Annotated in this window: 17 protein-coding genes; 16 read left to right on the top strand and 1 reads right to left on the bottom strand. The window is 45.6% G+C overall.

The features are described 5' to 3' along the window. Positions 1 to 177: 177 nt before the first annotated feature. From D7D25_RS14075 to D7D25_RS14020, 13 genes are all read left to right on the top strand, one after another. Complete coding sequence (locus D7D25_RS14075; RefSeq protein WP_185140266.1) at positions 178 to 546, top strand: hypothetical protein; 369 nt, start codon at positions 178 to 180, stop codon at positions 544 to 546. Continuing rightward, positions 539 to 907 carry an IS66 family insertion sequence element accessory protein TnpB gene (gene tnpB / locus D7D25_RS14070; RefSeq protein WP_122969572.1) on the top strand — a complete coding sequence of 123 codons (369 nt, stop codon included), beginning with the start codon at positions 539 to 541 and terminating at the stop codon, positions 905 to 907. Before D7D25_RS14075 ends, tnpB begins: the two co-directional genes overlap by 8 nt. A 57-nt stretch (positions 908 to 964) precedes the next feature. Further along, positions 965 to 2,635, top strand: a complete 1,671-nt coding sequence (locus D7D25_RS14065) for an IS66 family transposase (RefSeq protein WP_148038937.1) — start codon at positions 965 to 967, stop codon at positions 2,633 to 2,635. Positions 2,636 to 2,708: 73 nt separating this feature from the next. After that, the gene (locus D7D25_RS14060) at positions 2,709 to 3,983 is read left to right on the top strand and encodes a nuclease domain-containing protein (protein ID WP_148038936.1); all 1,275 of its coding nucleotides are present in this window, start codon (positions 2,709 to 2,711) and stop codon (positions 3,981 to 3,983) included. A 304-nt stretch (positions 3,984 to 4,287) separates the two neighbouring features. Further along, positions 4,288 to 5,652: a DNA cytosine methyltransferase gene (locus D7D25_RS14055; RefSeq protein ID WP_255417321.1), complete on the top strand. Its 1,365-nt coding sequence runs from the start codon at positions 4,288 to 4,290 to the stop codon at positions 5,650 to 5,652. After that, positions 5,636 to 6,700, top strand: coding sequence for a hypothetical protein (locus tag D7D25_RS14050; RefSeq protein WP_122969568.1), 1,065 nt, complete (start codon positions 5,636 to 5,638; stop codon positions 6,698 to 6,700). The genes D7D25_RS14055 and D7D25_RS14050 overlap by 17 nt, the downstream gene beginning before the upstream one ends. Positions 6,701 to 6,756: 56 nt before the next feature. Continuing rightward, positions 6,757 to 7,329 (top strand): very short patch repair endonuclease, encoded by a 573-nt coding sequence (locus D7D25_RS14045; RefSeq protein WP_122969567.1) that lies wholly within the window; start codon positions 6,757 to 6,759, stop codon positions 7,327 to 7,329. A gap of 374 nt (positions 7,330 to 7,703) precedes the next feature. Continuing rightward, entirely contained in the window at positions 7,704 to 8,222 is a 519-nt protein-coding gene (locus tag D7D25_RS14040) for a hypothetical protein (RefSeq protein ID WP_122969566.1), read from the top strand. Next, positions 8,203 to 8,364: a hypothetical protein gene (locus D7D25_RS18060; RefSeq protein ID WP_158602627.1), complete on the top strand. Its 162-nt coding sequence runs from the start codon at positions 8,203 to 8,205 to the stop codon at positions 8,362 to 8,364. Before D7D25_RS14040 ends, D7D25_RS18060 begins: the two co-directional genes overlap by 20 nt. An 89-nt stretch (positions 8,365 to 8,453) precedes the next feature. Further along, on the top strand, positions 8,454 to 8,987 hold the full coding sequence (locus D7D25_RS14035; protein ID WP_122969565.1) for an RNA polymerase sigma factor: 534 nt from the start codon (positions 8,454 to 8,456) through the stop codon (positions 8,985 to 8,987). After that, a complete protein-coding gene (locus D7D25_RS14030; protein WP_122969564.1) occupies positions 8,959 to 9,483 on the top strand; it encodes a hypothetical protein in 525 nt (174 codons plus the stop codon). The genes D7D25_RS14035 and D7D25_RS14030 overlap by 29 nt, the downstream gene beginning before the upstream one ends. A gap of 18 nt (positions 9,484 to 9,501) precedes the next feature. Continuing rightward, complete coding sequence (locus D7D25_RS14025; protein ID WP_122969563.1) at positions 9,502 to 9,945, top strand: DUF4252 domain-containing protein; 444 nt, start codon at positions 9,502 to 9,504, stop codon at positions 9,943 to 9,945. A gap of 147 nt (positions 9,946 to 10,092) precedes the next feature. Beyond that, positions 10,093 to 10,884, top strand: coding sequence for a hypothetical protein (locus tag D7D25_RS14020; RefSeq protein ID WP_122969562.1), 792 nt, complete (start codon positions 10,093 to 10,095; stop codon positions 10,882 to 10,884). 231 nt (positions 10,885 to 11,115) lie between these two features. Here D7D25_RS14020 and D7D25_RS14015 read toward each other — a convergent pair whose 3' ends face one another. After that, positions 11,116 to 11,748 carry an NAD(P)H-dependent oxidoreductase gene (locus D7D25_RS14015; RefSeq protein ID WP_122969561.1) on the bottom strand — a complete coding sequence of 211 codons (633 nt, stop codon included), beginning with the start codon at positions 11,746 to 11,748 and terminating at the stop codon, positions 11,116 to 11,118. 723 nt (positions 11,749 to 12,471) lie between these two features. Between D7D25_RS14015 and D7D25_RS14010 the strand changes: the two genes are divergently transcribed. From D7D25_RS14010 to D7D25_RS14000, 3 genes are read left to right on the top strand one after another with little or no spacing between them, the layout of a single operon-like run. Next, on the top strand, positions 12,472 to 15,531 hold the full coding sequence (locus D7D25_RS14010; RefSeq protein ID WP_122969560.1) for a TonB-dependent receptor: 3,060 nt from the start codon (positions 12,472 to 12,474) through the stop codon (positions 15,529 to 15,531). Between the two features lie 57 nt (positions 15,532 to 15,588). Continuing rightward, entirely contained in the window at positions 15,589 to 17,061 is a 1,473-nt protein-coding gene (locus tag D7D25_RS14005) for a RagB/SusD family nutrient uptake outer membrane protein (protein ID WP_122969559.1), read from the top strand. A 28-nt stretch (positions 17,062 to 17,089) separates the two neighbouring features. Next, complete coding sequence (locus tag D7D25_RS14000) at positions 17,090 to 17,926, top strand: PKD domain-containing protein (RefSeq protein ID WP_122969558.1); 837 nt, start codon at positions 17,090 to 17,092, stop codon at positions 17,924 to 17,926. Positions 17,927 to 17,994 lie beyond the last annotated feature (68 nt).

Genomic DNA, 17,994 nt, shown 5'->3' with positions numbered 1-17,994 from the left:
TACAAACATCTGATTGAACCCACAAATGACGGTCTGAATGTGATGTTGAAATCGGGGAAACATACAGCACTGGAAGGAACCTTTACAAAAAGGAACGTAAGCGACCGGTAAACCACGTATTTCGTCTCTCATCAGGGAGCTGTACCTTTGTATTCAAAACAGAAAAAGCAGTATGTTATGACACAAGAAGAGGTGGCGTCGGTGATTCACTATTGCAAAGAGAGCGGCATCACCTACAAAACGCGGCTAGCCGAGTTGGGTATTCCCGAATGGAGGTTTTATAGTAGTAAGGCCCGTTATGCGAAAGCTCGATCGGGAGAGATTGCCGGAGAATTTATTCAGCTGACAGGCGGAGGCCCCCTGGTTCCCATGCCCTGTTTTTCGGCCAGGCATGGGCGAGAGAGCAAAGCGAAGAAAGCCGGGCATCCCTCCGGGGAGATGAGTGTGGAGTTGCGCACTCCCACCGGAACGCTGATCCATATCCGGGGTGAGATGAGCGAGTCTATTCTTGCGTCCATCATCCGGGCATCAAGCGGCCATGTTTAACCTGAACGACGGCCTGCGGTACCTTTTGTACAACCGTGCCACCGACATGCGCAAAAGTTTCCATACCCTGAGCGGGATTGTGACCGACGCGATGGGAGCCGACCCTTGCAACGGGGATGTCTATATTTTCATGAACAAGGCCCGCAACAGGATCAAGCTGTTGCATTGGGAGGCCGGCGGCATGGCGCTCTACTCCAAACTGCTTGAGGCCGGCACCTTTGGCCAACCATCCCATATGGAGAAAGAGGCCATAAGCGGCGGCATCGAATGGCGTGACCTGGTCCTTATCGTTGAAGGTGTCGTTGAAAAACCTGACAGTCGCAGACAGCGTCCCGAGAGCTTGAAAAAATTGCGGAAATAATACTGAAAAATCCTCTGAAAGCTTGTCCGCGTCATGGTTTTTTGCTATCTTTAAGCATTGAAAATCAATCAGGGGATGACAGTGGAGCAGCAGTTAAGGGCAGCAATGGAGGAAGTCACGCGCCCGCGTGAAATGGTTGCCGTGAGGGATGAAAAGATCACCTTTCTGGACACCACGGCCACCTCCCAGGCCGCCACCATAACTGCCCAGATTGCCTCCATCTCCAAATTGGACGCCGCTGTCAGGGATCTTCAAAACCAGCTGGCCTGGCTTCGAAAGAAAGTCTTCGGGAAGATGAGCGAGAAGCACCTTCCCCTTGATCCTGCCCAATTGAAGCTGTTTGACCAGAACCCATTGATGAGTGAGGAAGAAAAAGCCGGATTGGCCAAATCGGTGGAGGAATCCGCAGAGGAAATAACCAGAATGATTACCGTGAAATCAAAGCCCTCACGAAAGCCGCTTGACATCACGAAACTGCCCGTGGAGGTGGAGAATATCTATCCGGAAGGCGTGACCGACGAAAATGGGAATCTCAGGACGGGATACGTGGAGATCGGCACCGAGGAGACCTCCCGGCTTGAAAGGATACCGGCAAGGGTATATATTGTACGTGCTGTACGTCATAAAGTAATCAGCAAATCAGACATCACGGGCAAGCATCCGGAGGAAAGGGTGCTCCTCACCCCCGCGCTTCCCCTTGCCCCTGCAAGCAAATGTATCGCGGGAGCCTCCGTGCTGGCCGACATCATCACGGGCAAGTTCATGTGCCATCTCCCCTTCTACCGGCAGATACAACAATACAGGGAGGCCGGGATAACCATCAGCGACTCCACGATGGGCGGCTGGTATGAGGCGGCGGTGGAGAAACTCAAATTATTATACGACCTGCTGCGCAAACAGATCCTCTCGAGTGAATACATACAAATAGATGAAAGCGTGATACCGGTCATAGACAACGAAAAGCACCGGGCACGCAAGGGTTATGAGTGGCGCGTGCGTGACGCCATCACGGGAGACGTCATGTTCCATTATGACCGTGGAAGCCGCGGGAGCCACGTGGCCCGGGAACTGCTCGGCGGTTTCCGCGGATGCGTGCAGAGTGACGGTTATGATGCCTGCGACCAATTCGAGAAAGTGGAGGGCATCACGCTATATGGTTGTTGGGCCCACGCAAGAAGAAAATATTGTGACGCCTTAGAAGAAAACAAATCGCTGGCCACCGAAGCCGTCTGCTATATCCGCAAGCCCTACAAGGTGGAGGAGGAAGCCGGCAGGGCCGCCCTCACCCCTGAACAGCGATGTGAAAAAAGACAGAAAGAATCTTATCCGGTCATCCTGACTTTTGAAAAATGGATGATGGAGCATTATCGGGAAGTACTTCCCCAAAGCAGGACCGGGAAGGCCATAGCCTACACCCACACCTTATTGCCGAGGTTATCCAGGTATGTGAATGATGGCAGGATAAATATAGATAACAATCCCATAGAAAACAATATTAGGCCCCTCGCCCTGGGAAGAAAAAACTTTTTATTCTGTGGCAATGACGCTTCGGCATACAGGGCCGCAATCGTATACTCTCTGATCGGCACATGTAAAGCTGCCGCAGTGGAACCCCGGGTGTGGCTGGAAGACGTGCTTAAGAAGATACCGTACTATCTGCGCGAGGGAAGGGATATGACAGAGCTGCTTCCGCGAACTTGGGACAACTTGACAACTACTCGCAACTAATTGCTCCAACTTGTAACTACTTGCCCCCAATAGCAGGCTACTTGAGCCTACTCGGGCCTGGTTATATCAATTTGTGACGAATCGAAAAGACGTGCTTCACCGGTCGCTTACGTTGTTCTTCACCCTGTATGATTTGGTGAGGGAGAAATTCGAGATCGATTCCGTTTCATTCGATGGCAAGGCCTACAAACATCTGATTGAACCCACAAATGACGGTCTGAATGTGATGTTGAAATCGGGGAAACATACAGCACTGGAAGGAACCTTTACAAAAAGGAACCGGGATCTACGCATCAAGTTTTCCTATAACAGGACCTTCAAGGGCGGGGTGGATTATCAGGACAAGCATAGCGGAAGCTGGACCGCTCCTCTCAGGCCTGACTATACCTTGAGCATCTGGCCCAAAATCTTTTCCGGGAAAGAGGCGGAAGAGAACGAATCGATTGTCCATATCCACTTCGACGCAAAATACAAGGTCGACAATTTCTACCAGACGGTTCAACCCGATCTGGAAGGCGCGGAACTAGAACATGCTCTTGACCAGACGGAGATCGACGAACGAAGAGGTACCTACAAGAATGTGGATCTCCTTAAGATGCACGCCTATAAGGATGCCATCCGCCGTTCGGGAGGAGCCTATATCCTATATCCGGGAGCAACCGATGAAACCTTCAGGGGATTTCACGAAATCATTCCCGGATTAGGGGCCTTTTCGGTGAATCCCTCTCCCGACACTGTGGATATAAAAGGGTTGTCGGATTTTATCGACCTGGTGATCGACCACTTGCTCGACAGGACTTCCCAGCGTGAAAAGTTATCGGACGAAACCTACCATATCTTCAAGGAGCCAAAAGAGGATGACAATGTCCTGCACGAACGCATGCCCGAGTACATAGACAAGGAGAAGGTTTTTGCAGATGAAGTAGCTGTCCTGATCGGATTCTACAAGAACGAGGAACATCTGGAGTGGATATTAAAAAACCATCTCTACAACTTCCGTACCGGCACCGACAAGGGGTCGCTTTCCCTATCCGGCATGCACCTTCGCGCAAAATACCTGATCCTTCACGGAAAAGATGAACTGGAGACAGACAGGATTTTCAAGCTCACGTCCAAAGGCCCGAGAATCTTCTCCAGAAATGATTTACTGAAAAAGGGCTACCCTGAACCCCAAGGTGAGCTGTATGTCGTTTTTCAACTGGAGAGAGAGGCATCCGACGATTTCGGAAAAATAAGAATCGATGTAAGGCGATTGACCCGGTTTGAGACATACAGAAATTCGGCCAGACCGTTTTCAGCGACTTTATCGGAAGTGCTTCAATCCAGAATTGTTGAGTTGCATCAGTGATTTTCGCTAACAGGATCTAGTGTCATGTTAAGCCTGTTTCGTCAATTGGTTCGTAAGAATCTGTCTTACGGTTCGTGGGATATGAATGGAGAGGTATGTCATTTTAACATTAACATGGCGGTAATGGTCATGAATTAAATGAAAAAGGGGGCTTTTTCACATTAATCCCCACATCGGTTAGAAGTTGAATTGGTATTGTCCAAAAATTTTGTTCTTATTAAAAAATGCGATCAACTTGTTGAATCGTTCAAAAATGCCTATTTTTGATTTGCCAATGGAAAAGAACTTAAAATAAATTATGCGGATGGCGGAGACGAAAAATATGGTTGAAGAACCCCAGTTAAGCATTCAGGATGCGGAGCCGAAACTCGAAGCTTTGGAGAAGAAAGAAGAAGACACGCTGAATGTCCTCTCCTTGTTTTCGGGATGCGGAGGTATGGATTTAGGCTTTGAGGGAGGTTTTTCCGTTTTGGAATCATCAATCAACGAATCGATCACTCCCCATTTTATAGGCAAGAGACAAGAAAATGGTTTTATTCAACTGAAAAAAACAAGGTTTAGAACCGTCTTCGCCAATGATATTTTACCTGATGCCAGAAACGCCTGGATAAACTATTTTTCAAAACGAGGACACAGCATTGACGATTTTTATACCGAGAGCATTGTTGATTTGGTGAAAATGCATAAAGGAGGAGTAAGGATTTTTCCTGACAATGTGGATATCGTGACGGGAGGGTTTCCTTGTCAAGATTTCAGTGTCGCGGGAAAAAGGAACGGTTTTAATTCGCACAAAAACCACAAGGGAGAATTAATTCAAAACAAAAACACACCCACGGTTGAAACAAGAGGACAACTCTACATGTGGATGAAAGAGGTCATTGAAATAACCCGGCCGAAGATTTTTATCGCTGAAAACGTGAAAGGGCTTGTGAATCTCTCCAACGTGAAAGAAATAATCCAAAATGATTTTTCTTCCGCCAATGAAAACGGATATATTGTCTTAAATCCCCAAGTCTTGCACTCGGCGGATTACGGAGTTCCGCAGTCGCGTGAACGTGTGATATTTATCGGGATCAGAAAAAACGCGCTGAATAAATCCGCGTTAAAAGAACTTCAAAAAGAAGTTGTCTCCGAGAAATATGATCCATATCCGAAGCCAACCCATGCTTACACAAACGTGGGTGATAATCTTAAGCATTTTGTTCAACTTAAAGAAGTTTTCAGCCACCTGAGAGAACCTGACAAAACGAATGATTTGTCCCAAAAGTTTTATTCCAAGGCGAAGTTTATGGGCAAGCATTGTCAAGGACAGACAGAAATAAAGCTTGCGGGAATCGGACCGACTATCCGCGCGGAACACCATGGAAATATAGAATTCAGAAGATTATCGAGGAAAAACGGTGGCAAAATTGAGTCTGAACTGGAAAAGGGGTTAATCGAAAGAAGATTGACGCCCAGAGAATGCGCGTTAATACAAACATTTCCGCCTGATTACGAATTCGTGATTGAAAATAAGAACAGGAAAGGATCTTATATTGTAAGTCCCTCGCAAGCATATAAAATTATCGGAAACGCGGTTCCTCCCCTTTTAGCGTATAATTTGGCAAAAAGGATAGAAGCGGTTTGGGACTTATATTTTAAAAACGACAGCGATGATAGTATCCGTTAATTCAACCCCCGACAGCGGTGAATTTGGCCTCTTGCTAAGTTCAACGATTTCAGAACTGAATGCACAAGCGCAAAAATCCTCTCAAAAGATATCCACGCTTTTAGGGAGAAGCCTTGAACCTTATGTCAGGGATGTGATGACTGATTTAGCCATCGGGACTCCTTTTGAAAACTCCATAGAGTTGATAGGTGGACAGAAATTCCCTGACATCGTGGCGAAAAAATATTACGGGATTGAAGTGAAAACGACCACCCAAAATCATTGGCGAACAACGGGAAATAGTGTTTTGGAAACGACAAGGGTGGAAAGTGTTGAAAGAATCTTCATGCTTTTCGCAAAGCTGGCTGATCCGATGGAATTCCGTTGCCGACCTTACGAGGAAGTGCTATCCGAAGTCGTGGTGACGCATTCACCCCGGTATTTGATTGATATGAATTTGAAACAGGGGGAAACTATTTTCGATAAAATACAAATGCCCTACGATACCCTGCGTAAAAAAGACAATCCGATAAAACCCATTGTGGAGTACTACAAGAGCAAGCTAAATGAGGGCGAGGAATTATGGTGGATAGGACAAGAGGATAACGGTAAAGCCAGTAATATAATTGTTAGAATTTGGAATAATCTCCCTTTTGAAGACAGGCACATTTTAAGAATAAAGGCAATGGCTTATTTTCCTGAATTATTCGGGAGCGACAATGATAAATTCGGGAGATTGGCGCTTTGGTTAATAACCAGTGAATCCATTGTTTGTCCGAATGTCCGGGATTTGTTTTCCGCGGGAGGAAGAGGGGTCGTCCCTGTTAACGGGAAGACTTACCGGAATGTTCCCCGCATATTTTTAAACCTCTTTGAGAATATACCTCAAATTGTGGAAACAATCATTTCAACACCAGCCACGGATCTTTCTGATTATTGGAAAACACCCACGAGTGAAAAAAGAAAACTGATGGACTGGATTGAGCTGGTGAATGATCAAGCGGAAAAAGGTCGAAATGTCACGCATTTGAATATAAAACAAATGCTGAGAGAATTAATCATTAAATGACCCCAAAATAACGACGGCGGAACAGCATCACCCGAATAAAAAACAAAGATTGAACAATGGATATCTGGGATAAAAAAAAGCGTTCTTCCGTCATGGCGAAAATTAAAAGTCGTGACACGAAACCGGAATGGATTGTACGCCGCTATTTGTACTCCCGGGGTTATCGGTATCGGAAAAACGTGAAAGAACTCCCCGGGACCCCCGATATCGTGTTGCGCAAATATGGTGTGGTTGTCTTTATCCATGGATGTTTTTGGCACGGGCATAACATTGATGGACGTATCCCCCACTCCAACAGCAAGTTTTGGCGCGAGAAGATAAAGAATAACCAATTGAGGGATGAACAAAACAAAAAGAAGTTGCTGACAATGGGATGGGCTGTCATCACAATATGGGAGTGCCAACTGAAACCAGCCGTACGGAAACAGACGCTGTCAGAGTTAGAATATTATATCAATAAAAATTATTTAGACCGGCATGGGTTGCGGAAATCATATTATTTGGGTGATAACGAGGAAGACCGGCTGGTCGCGGAAGAACAAGCGGAATACAAGAAGAACTTGGATAGTGTCGAACCTTACGATGGGCTCAATGATGATAACGCTCAAAACAAGGAAACCACTAAATAAATCATCTTGAGTGCTTTTAAAACAGGATCTGTGATTTCATCTCAATAAATTCCACCTAATTTCAATACCCAAAATGCCGCATACATAAATGTTTCAAGGGATGCCGGATTCCAACAACCGGCGAATGGTCAGATGAAGTAACGCGGATTTGCCGCAACGCCTTGCACGCCCTGCCCGCACGAGTTTTTTTAACGTAGCCGACGCATTAATCAATGTCGGAATAATACTTATGCTTCTGCAATGGAAAGAGTTCAGAGCGGTTTTTGATGCCCTATTAAGTCCGAATTGACAGCTTGCAAGAAACGTAAAATTATTACTTTTGCAGCATGATTTTTCACCAACTAGAACTCGTCTTACGGCTGAAACTTACGATTTTGGCACGCACGGCGCGCGAAATTCCCATCGTGTACCTTGTTGTCTTGCTCGTCTTCGCGCTTTCTACAGGCTGGTTTCTTTTAAAAGCGGATATTGCCGTAACGGGGAAATCCCTTTCCGTGGCGGCGATGCTCCAACTGCTCGTTTGCACGCGCCTGAAATACCCGGACAACAAAAAAGAGTTGCTGAGCCAATATCCGAAACTCTATCCGACCATATTCGCACTGCCGCCTGCCGCATTGATGCTGCCGCTGTTCCCTTCGGAATGGCCGGCAATCGCGTTGTCGTTCCTGTCTATCCTGCTGGTCAGCCTGAATGTATTGTGGATAAAATACATTTTTTACCCGTCGATGGTGTTGGCGTCGTTGTTCTTTTTCGTGGGAATAGCTGTCCAAGCCGCATTAGCCATCTCGCAATATGGCTTGGCGTTAATTCCTTTATATCACCTTGGGCTTTACCATTTCTTCAAGAGAAGAACCTACCACTGTTTTACCGAAAATGAGAGAACTGATTATTGAATCGTTAAGCAAGAAATACGGCGATGTCCCGGTGTTGGAAAACGGAAAGGCTTATTTCAGAACCGAATCGCTATCGGATATCGAAAAAGAGTATCAGCGGGAAGCCGAAGAAAGGGTAAAAAACCTGTTCTCCGGAACTTAGATACCCGACGAGTCAAAAACGGCGAGCATTTTGAAAAAAAACGGCCGACCGGTGTAAGGTTTTTTCCCGATTCCCGTCTATATATGTGTATGAACGCTCAACAATTCCAACATCAGATCCTGTGCTATTCCGATAAGCTGTATCGCATGGCACGCTCGGTATTGAAAGACGAAAGCCTTTCGCGGGATGCCTATCAGGAGTTGATGACGCGGCTGTGGGAAAAACGCGGGCAGCTGGAAATGATTGAAAACCGGCAGGCCTTTGTGCTGGCATCGATGCGAAACTTGTGCATTGATTGGCTGCGAAAACAGCAACCCAACGGGGAAATTCCCGCCAACGCGACATACCCTGCGCCCGGCCCGCATCAGCTGGCGGAGGAGGCCGACACGGTGAACACCATCGGCAGGATGATTGACGTGCTGCCCGAGATGCAACGGGCCATTGTCCGGATGAAGGACGTGGAGGAGATGGAGGTCAAGGAAATTGCCGAAATCATGTCGATAACGGAGAATGCCGTTACCGTAAACCTGTCGCGGGCCCGGAAAAAACTCCGCGAAATGATTCTGACTCATCAACAACAGGAGAAACTGCTTTATGAACACCATAGACAACATACTGGATAATTATTTCGAAGGCACGACATTGCCCGAAGAGGAAAGCAGGCTGAAGGAATACTTCCGGGGCAACGCCGTCTTGCCCCGGCACGAAATATATAAACCTTTGTTTGCCGCTTTCGACAAGGAAAAACAAATTGCCGCTCCCGTTTTTGAAATCCCGGCAGAAAAGAACCGTAAAAAACCGTTTCCAATCCGGAAATCATGGATTGCCGCGGCAAGTATCGCCGCGGTTACCCTTCTGCTGGTTACTTTGGTTCCATTCAAAAACAAAACCGGAACACCATCCGGCGATTACACGGTTTTCATCCACGGGAAAGCGATAACCAACCCCAAAAAAGCGCGACAGTACGCCGACAAAATGTTTATGCAGGCCGATGAAATCATCCGCACCAGCTATGAACCGGTGGTTGAAGCAAACGCGATACAAACCGAAATGGACCCCGGTAGGATCTTTGACGATTTATCCCGGGAAATCAACCATATGCAATCAATAAATCAATAACTTATAAACCCTGACAATATGAAAAGAATTCTTTCAATCTTATTTCTGGCAACCGCTTTTGTTGCCGGGGCATCGGCCCAACAACTCGAGAAACTGTTCGACAAATACATGGAGGACGAGCGTTTCAACTACGTGTACCAGAAAAAAGCGAGTACATATGATAGATTGAGCGATATGGGCGGAAATGTTGATATTATGATGTTCGACAGATCGAAGGCAAGTCTCGGACGTCAGATGCTGACATTGAATTCCGCCGATAAATCGTTACAAGAGAGTTTTACCCGGGAAGTTGACAATGCGCTCAAAGCCGATAAATACGAACAGGTTTCGATCGTGAGAAACGGGAAAAACCGGGTGGAATCGTACGAAAAAGTTACCCCCAAAAGCACGGCTAAAGTCAGTTTTATAAAAAATCCCGGCAACATCGTGGTTACATTGAATTTGTACGCACCCAAAAAATGAACCTCCTGGCGGTTAAAACAAAACCCGAGCGTGTGGGGTAACGCCACACTTTCTTTTTCATTTGTTCACGCATTTTAACTTCGCCCGCTTAAACTTTCGGTAACCCCAAGGCTCTTATATAATGGCAATTCTTGAAAAATTTAAGTTATGAAAAAGAATCTATTAAAAGTTATGGCTGTGACAATGACAATGGCATTGCCGTTTGCCTTTATGGGTTGTGAAAGCGACGACACATTGAAAGGCTCTGACTTTGAAAAAGTAACCGTCCAATTCCGGGCTACGGATGGGCCAATCACCAAAAGTGCCCCCCAGGCTGAAACCCGCGCATTGGTGTTTGACGATGTGGTAAGTATCACCAGTTTTATGGTTAATGTGGGAGAAATCGAATTCGATTTTGACGATGACCATAAATGGGCTTACCAGTATGGAGGCAAATATTCTTACGCTGACGACATCAAGTTGAAGGGCCCGTTTGAAGTTGATTTAATCGCCGATGGAGTTTTGCAGGTTAAAACACTGCTTGCCGGTCTGGAGCTTCCTAAAGCCAGGTTCGAGGAAATCGAATTCGAGATGAAGAAAAACAGGAATACAAATTCGCTCATGTACAACCAGACCATTCGGATTGAAGGCGAAATCATGGGAATCCCGTTTATTTTCGCCTCCGATAAGGAATTCGATTTTGAAGTGGAATTTGACAAGCCATTTATCCCGGGTGAGAATTTGGGGGTTGTGGTCGATTTCCACGTAAACCGTTTATTCTCACACTCATTGAGCGGAATCGACTTCCGCAAGGCCATCGACTACAACAACAACGGCATCATCGAAATTTATTACACCGACGACGATGATCAGTCTCCCAATTATTGGTTAGGCAAGAAAATCTGGGAATGGTTGGACGATATTATCGATTGTGATTTCGATGATGATGACGACGATTGACCCTTTTTTCTGACGAAAGACCATCAGGGAAGAAGCTGTCTCTACATTCAAACGAGGCAGCTTCTTTTTTTCGGCGGGGCCAAATGACGGCAACCCGGTAATGCCGTCGGACTATCTTTCAGGAAAGAGGAATGGAAAATTGGACAACCATTGCAAAATATGCAACAGTTCAAAAAAACAGCTCCGTATCTCAATGAGTCCGGAACCGCCCTGAATTTGTTGATTTACACATTAATCAATTACTGTGATAAACTCTTCTTTGGGTGTGCGCACTTTTTTGAGGTTCACGAGCCAATCCCCTTGTTCGTCCCTGTAGCCGACAGGCAGGATAACAACACTCTTGAGCCCTAATGCTTCAAGTCCGAGAATTTCGTCCAGCTTAGCCGAGTCGAAACCCTCCATAGGCGTGGCATCGACCCGCTGCTCTGCCGCCGCCGCGATAGCTAATCCGAATGATATATAGGCTTGCTTGGCAGTATGGTTTTTATGCCATTCCTCGCCCAATAGCTGATAGTTAGACCAAAGCGACCGGCCATACTCTTCCGATGCATTATCCGGCAATCCGCGTTCCCTTGACGTCCTTACCATTACCTCTCCTATCTTTTCAGGTGAATAGCTGTCCCAGGCAGCCCAGACGATTAAATGGGAACAGTCTGTTATCTGGCTTTGGTTGAAAGCCGCCTCTTTTACTTTTTCAAGCACCTTCCTGTCGCTGATTACGAAAACCCTGTAGGGCTGCAATCCTGATGAAGAAGGCGCAAGTCTTGCTGCTTCCAGAATATAATCCAGTTTCTCTCTCGGAACGGTCTGTCCGTTCATTTTCTTTGTGGCGTAACGCCAGTTCAAGTGGTTTATTAATGACATATTCTTTTATTTGATGATATAATATACTTTCTCAAAAGCTATAATTTTATTGACAAAATAATTTTTGAGAATGCAAAATTAGCTATTTTTGCCATATAATAGTAACCACCATACTCATGTATATCAGTATACTTTGGTATATCTTCAACAAAATCAGTTATATATGAATACGCATATGGAAGAGCAGGTTCTTCACTTCCTGGTGAAGGGCGCATGCCTCATCATCCCCGTGCTGGCTCCACTGATGTAAAAAAGAGTTCCATCTGACTTACAACCACTTATAGAAAAAGGTCGTCTGCTTATCATCTACCTCCAATAGTCCCCGCCAGTCAAGCGCCACACCTGGTCCGTAACCACTATATCTGCGAAAATGCTGATAAAATTATTCTCATAGGAGCAGATTGTGGAAGTAGCCTATCCAATTGCATACTGAATTCAGTTGTAAAACAATACCGTTGTACCCTCAAAACTTCAGTATCGCGTACAATGATGGTTTTGAGAATGTTTTCAGATTTCATTTGTTTTGTCTATGCTTATTATGGAAAGTGAAAAGCAAACGCATGCGGATTAAAATGCAAATAAATACAAAAATATACATATTTAAAGCTTTCGTAAGTTAATTAAAGGTAAAATAAAAAGAAAAAGAAACTTTTATTTGTTTGTTTTGATTTTGTTCACTTACCTTTGCTTTCGAGTCCTATCTAAATAATTATTGTTATTACTATGAGCCTATTAAAAAAGAAAATCTACCTTTTAGCTTTGGCTACATGGTTTCTGATTCCCGTTGGTGCATGGGGACAAGGGAGCATGAGAAGTATCACCGGTGTTGTGACGGCTGCGGAGACAGGCGAGGCATTGGTTGGAGCCACGGTGTTCGCACCCAAAAGTGGTATGGGGGCGGTTACGGATTTGGATGGAAGATATACGATAAATGTGTCTTCTAACGACAACGTCCTACGGGTATCTTACGTAGGATATGCTTCTAAGGATATCATTATAAAAGATGAAAAGATTGTAAATGTGGCTTTGGTGGAAGAAGACAAGTCGCTGAGTGAAATCGTTGTCGTCGGATATGGCACGCAGAAGAAGAGCGACCTGACGGGATCTATCTCTGTGGTAGACATGAAAGAGGTAGGCAAGTTCTCCGCATCTTCTTTGAGTCACGCGTTGCAGGGTCAGGTAGCCGGTGTGGATGTGACAAGCGTCTCAGGATCACCTGGTTCTGGCGTGATGGTTCGTATTCGTGGAATCGGCACGTTGAACAATTCCGACCCACTCTACGTCGTTGACGGAATGATGGTAGGCGACATTAATTTCATCAACATGAGTGATGTCGAGTCGGTCCAAGTGCTGAAAGACGCCTCCGCAACCGCCATCTATGGTGCCCGTGGTGCGAATGGTGTTATTATCATTACCACTAAGAAAGGTGCGGAAGGAAGAGCGGAGGTTAATGCTTCCGCCTATTATGGAATTCAGAATGTGTGGCGTTCTAATAATGTATGTGACGGTCCAACTTGGGGATTCCTCAGAAACGAGATGTCTGTGGGACTTGGCGGGAATATTCTGATAGAGGATACTCGCACCTTGCCGACGGTGGATTATTTCGATGCGATTTTGAATAAGGACGCTCCTGTCAGTAATATTGACGTCTCTGTGTCAGGCGGTACAGATAAGGCTACCTATTTTTTCAGTCTGAACAATTATAATCAGGAAGGTATTGTCAAGAAGACGGAGTTTGACCGAGTGACGTTTCGGGCTAATTCTGATTTCCAAGCAAAGCCCTGGCTTAAAATAGGGGAGAATATCACGTTGATTAAAACCAATCATAAAGGTGGCATAGAGAACGATGAATGGACCAGTCCTATCATGACAACCTTTACCCGTGACCCTATTACGCCTGTCAGAAACGAAGACGGCTCCTACTCGAAATCCACTTTCAGCGACATTTGGAATCCCGTAGCCGTCATCGATTACAACAATCCATGTAATCAGCTCTACCGTGTTTTGGCAAATTTCTATGCGGAAATTGACTTCCTGAAATATTTCAAGTTCCGCTCAAGCTATTCTACGGAGTATTCCAACAATGAGTTTTCTAATTACGTACCTGTTTATTACGTGTTTTCCGCTCAACAGAATCCAAATGTCAACTCGTTGACCAATAGCACTTATAGTACCTATATGAAGCAATTTGCCAACACGTTGACATTTGTCAGGAAAATCAAGGAACACAACTTTTCAGCCATGATGGGCATGGAGTCTTATGCCGTCAAGTACAAAAGTCTGCAAGCTACGGTGAGGGATATTCCCAGTGATGATCCGAAAGTCATCTTTATTGATAACGCAAAGACGAAAGACAATGCAGCAGCAGCCCGTGGTATTACGACGGAGAACAAACTGTTTTCCGGTTTTTCAAGACTAAACTATAATTATATGGAAAGGTACTTGTTCACTGCGAACATCCGTGTTGACGGGTCTTCTAAGTTTGTGCGAGGGAACCGATGGGGTACCTTCCCGTCGCTCTCCATGGGTTGGAGAATCACAGAGGAGCCGTTTATGAAAGCGATTACAGCTGAGGATGCTGTCAATAACCTGAAACTGCGTGTCGGTTGGGGGCAGATTGGTAATGAGAGAAGTGTATCCTCCTATTCATACGCCACCTTCGCCTCATCAGGGGCAAACTATTCGTTTGGCGGCGTGTTTACTCCCGGTTTTAGTTTCAATAGTACCGGTAACTCCGAGTTAAAATGGGAGAGGACTACCACGACAAACATTGGTGTGGACTTTGTGCTTTTCAAAAATAAACTAAGCGGCTCTATCGACTATTTCAATAAGCTGACCAGCGATATGCTGCTTCGTGTTCCCGTGCCGGGGCAGGCAGGAATCCAAGAGCCTCCTTTTCAGAATGCCGGCAAAATGCGTAACCGAGGGTTTGAGTTTTCATTGCAATACAGAGACTATGACCATCCGGTGATTTATTCCATAGGTGCGAATCTGACGGCAATCAAGAATGTCGTGGTAGATTTAGGAGCCAATAATGCTTTCATTGACGGAGCGTTATTTATGGATACGGCGAATCTTACCCGTACCATACGGGGGAAACCTATAGCCCAATTCTATGGCCTTAAAACAGATGGATTGTTCCAGAACTGGGATGAGGTGAACGCACAAACAGCTCAGAAAAACGTGGCTCCGGGAGATGTTAAGTATTTGACTGTCAATAAGGATGATTTGTTTAGCAGCGAGAACTATATGTTTCTCGGCAGTCCTTTACCAGACTTTACCTATTCTATTCACGGAATGGTGGGTTATAAGGGCTTAGACCTGAGCGTTACCTTGCAGGGCGTTCATGGTAATAAGGTCTATAATGGTCCCTCTACTTATACCCGATCAACACAAAATCTTTCATATAATTATTCTCGTGATATGACGAAGAGATGGCAAGGCGAGGGAACTCAGAATGATCCGAAGTTCCCGAGGTTGGGCGGACTGGATGCGAACAACTCCATCCTCCAATCTGACCGCTATATCGAAGACGGCTCTTATCTGAGAATCAAACAAGTGCAATTGGGGTATAACATTCCGGAAAGTCTCATCAATAAACTTGGAATCATGGCTGTACGGCTCTATGTGAATGCCCAGAATCTCTACACGTTTACTAAATATACAGGTCTTGATCCGGAAATAGGAATGAGAGGCGGGACAGATCCGTTGGATATCGGAGTGGACCGTGGTTTCTATCCCACACCAAGACTCTATAGTATGGGAATCAATGTAACTTTCTAATTTGGAGACAATATGTCAATAGAAGTGAATTTTTCATTAAATAAAAAAGTAACAAAAATGAAACGGCATTTTACATATACAATATCTCTGTTATTGATAATAGGGCTTACGTACTGTAATCCAGAGAATTTCTTAGACGTCGATGTGCCCAGTATCGATCAGAAAACCTATTTCTCCAGTGATGAGACAGCTTATAACGCTGTGGTAGGGGTTTATGATCCGGCAGGTTGGATGGAGTATATCCAATATTTAGACTGGGCTATCGGTGATGTGGTTTCTGATGATGCCATCAAAGGCGGTGGCGGCGATAGTGATCAGGCGAATATATACGATATGGAGCATTTCAGGGCGACTCCCGAAACTTCTACTCTTGCCACTGTCTGGGAACAAAACTATGAGGGTATCAATAGAGCCAATCGTGTGATAGAAGGCGTTAAGGACAATTCAAACATTTCCCTTGAAAGTCAACAGCGGTTTATCGCGGAAGCCACGTTCATGCGCGCCTATTATTATTTCTGCCTGATAAAAGTCTTCGGAGCGTTTCCCATTGTCGACCATGTGTTAGAACCATCTGAATATACGGCTCCTCGCAATACGCTGGAACAATGTTGGGAATTTATAGAGCAAGACTTACAAGACGCCATGGCTGTTTTACCTCATAAGAAAGACATGCCTTCTTCTGAATTGGGACGCGCCACATGGGGAGCTGCCGCCGCATTCTTGACGAAAGCCTATATTTTCCAAGAAAAATGGGAAAAGGCGGAGGAACTCTCCAAGCAAATCGTTGATTCAGGAGAATACGACTTGCAACCAAACTATGGAGATCTTTTCACGATTGAGACGGACAACGGTATAGAGTCGGTCTTCGATATTCAATTGAAAGATTTCGGAATGTCTCAGTGGGGCGACGAGAATGAAGGCAGTATGGTAGAGATCTACCATCGTAGCCGTGACGACCGAAACGGCGGATGGGGATTCGACCAGCCCACACAGAACTTGTACGATGAGTTCGAGAGTGGGGATATACGCAGGGAATGGACGATTATCAAACATGGAGATGTGCTATGGGAAGGGACACCCGACGAAGAGGTTATTTACACCAACTATGACCCTGTGCACAATCCGGACGCTCCCACCATCGGTTATTGCAAACGTAAAGGCACCCTTCCTAAAAGTCAGCGACCTGACATGACGGATGCCGCCAGTTTGAATATCCGTGTGATTCGTTTTGCGGACGTTTTACTTTGGCAGGCGGAAGCTGCCGTCCACAACGGTAGTGACTGGCAAACGCCGTTGAACAGGGTCCGTGCCCGTGTCGGTCTGGGAGAAAGTCCTTACAAATCAAATCCATTACAAGCTGTCTATCATGAGCGACGGGTGGAACTTGCGATGGAAAGTCATCGTTATTGGGATCTTGTCCGTACGGGACGGGGCTCGCTGATGGAGGGATATACCGACAATAAGAGATATTTGCCGATTCCCCAGATACAGATTTCTCTGAATCCCAATCTGGCACAGAACCCATATTAGAACTTCAAATGTTGAAATCCAGCTGATTATGAAAAAAGAAATTTATATTTTACAAGTGATTGCGATAGTCTTAGTTCTGACAGCGTGCGATCCGGAAAAGATGTCTACCGGAACGATTGGCGTTGGTCCCACAAACCCAAAGCTGACGGTCACTTCCGAAGACCCGCATAATCCCGTGTTTACGGCTTCCGCTGACCATGGATATATCTTTCATTGGGATATGGGCAACGGCCAGAAAATTGCTCCGGGAAGCAATACGGTGACTTCTTACTATCCATTTGCAGGAACCTATACGGTGGATGTGACGATTTACGGCGACGCGGCACAGTCTGTTTCAATTGACACTGCCTATGTAGTATCCTCCACAGATTTGTCCGTATCGGAAAGACCGGTATGGAAAGAGCTCACGGGTGGCGGAGCAGGGCGGACTTGGGTCTATAACACAGACCCATCGACGGGTCTCCCAGATTATTGTTACCAGACAACAGGAGATTTGGTGAACTATCCGGACAACTGGATGCCGTCGGCAAGTTGGGGACAATGCGTGCGCTTGACACCGGATATCAACGGCGAAATGACTTTCGATCTTGATGGAGGTGTCAACTATACATACCATCAGGTCGCTGGTGACGCAGGCGTTAAAGGTACATTTATCTTGGATGTGGACAATATGACCATAACGATTAAGGATCCATATATCTTAGACCACAATGTAGATTGTACAAACTCGTCCGTTACCTCCTCTGGTGTATATAGGATTATGAAACTTACGGATGATGAAATGGTGCTTTGGCAAATGCAGAATGAGCCGACCGCCGCACCCGGCAGTGGTGTAGGATGGGGGTGGAGTTTTAAGAGAAAATAATCGTGTGACGCTCTGTTTTATGAGGTTCTGCTTGAAGCGGAGTAATAATTTAGTCTTTATTTTAATAA

Origin of the sequence: Proteiniphilum sp. X52, from assembly GCF_003712195.1 — a bacterium.
GTDB lineage: Bacteria > Bacteroidota > Bacteroidia > Bacteroidales > Dysgonomonadaceae > Proteiniphilum.
Note: the sequence above shows the minus strand (reverse complement) of the source record. Positions and strands in the feature narration are given on the sequence as shown.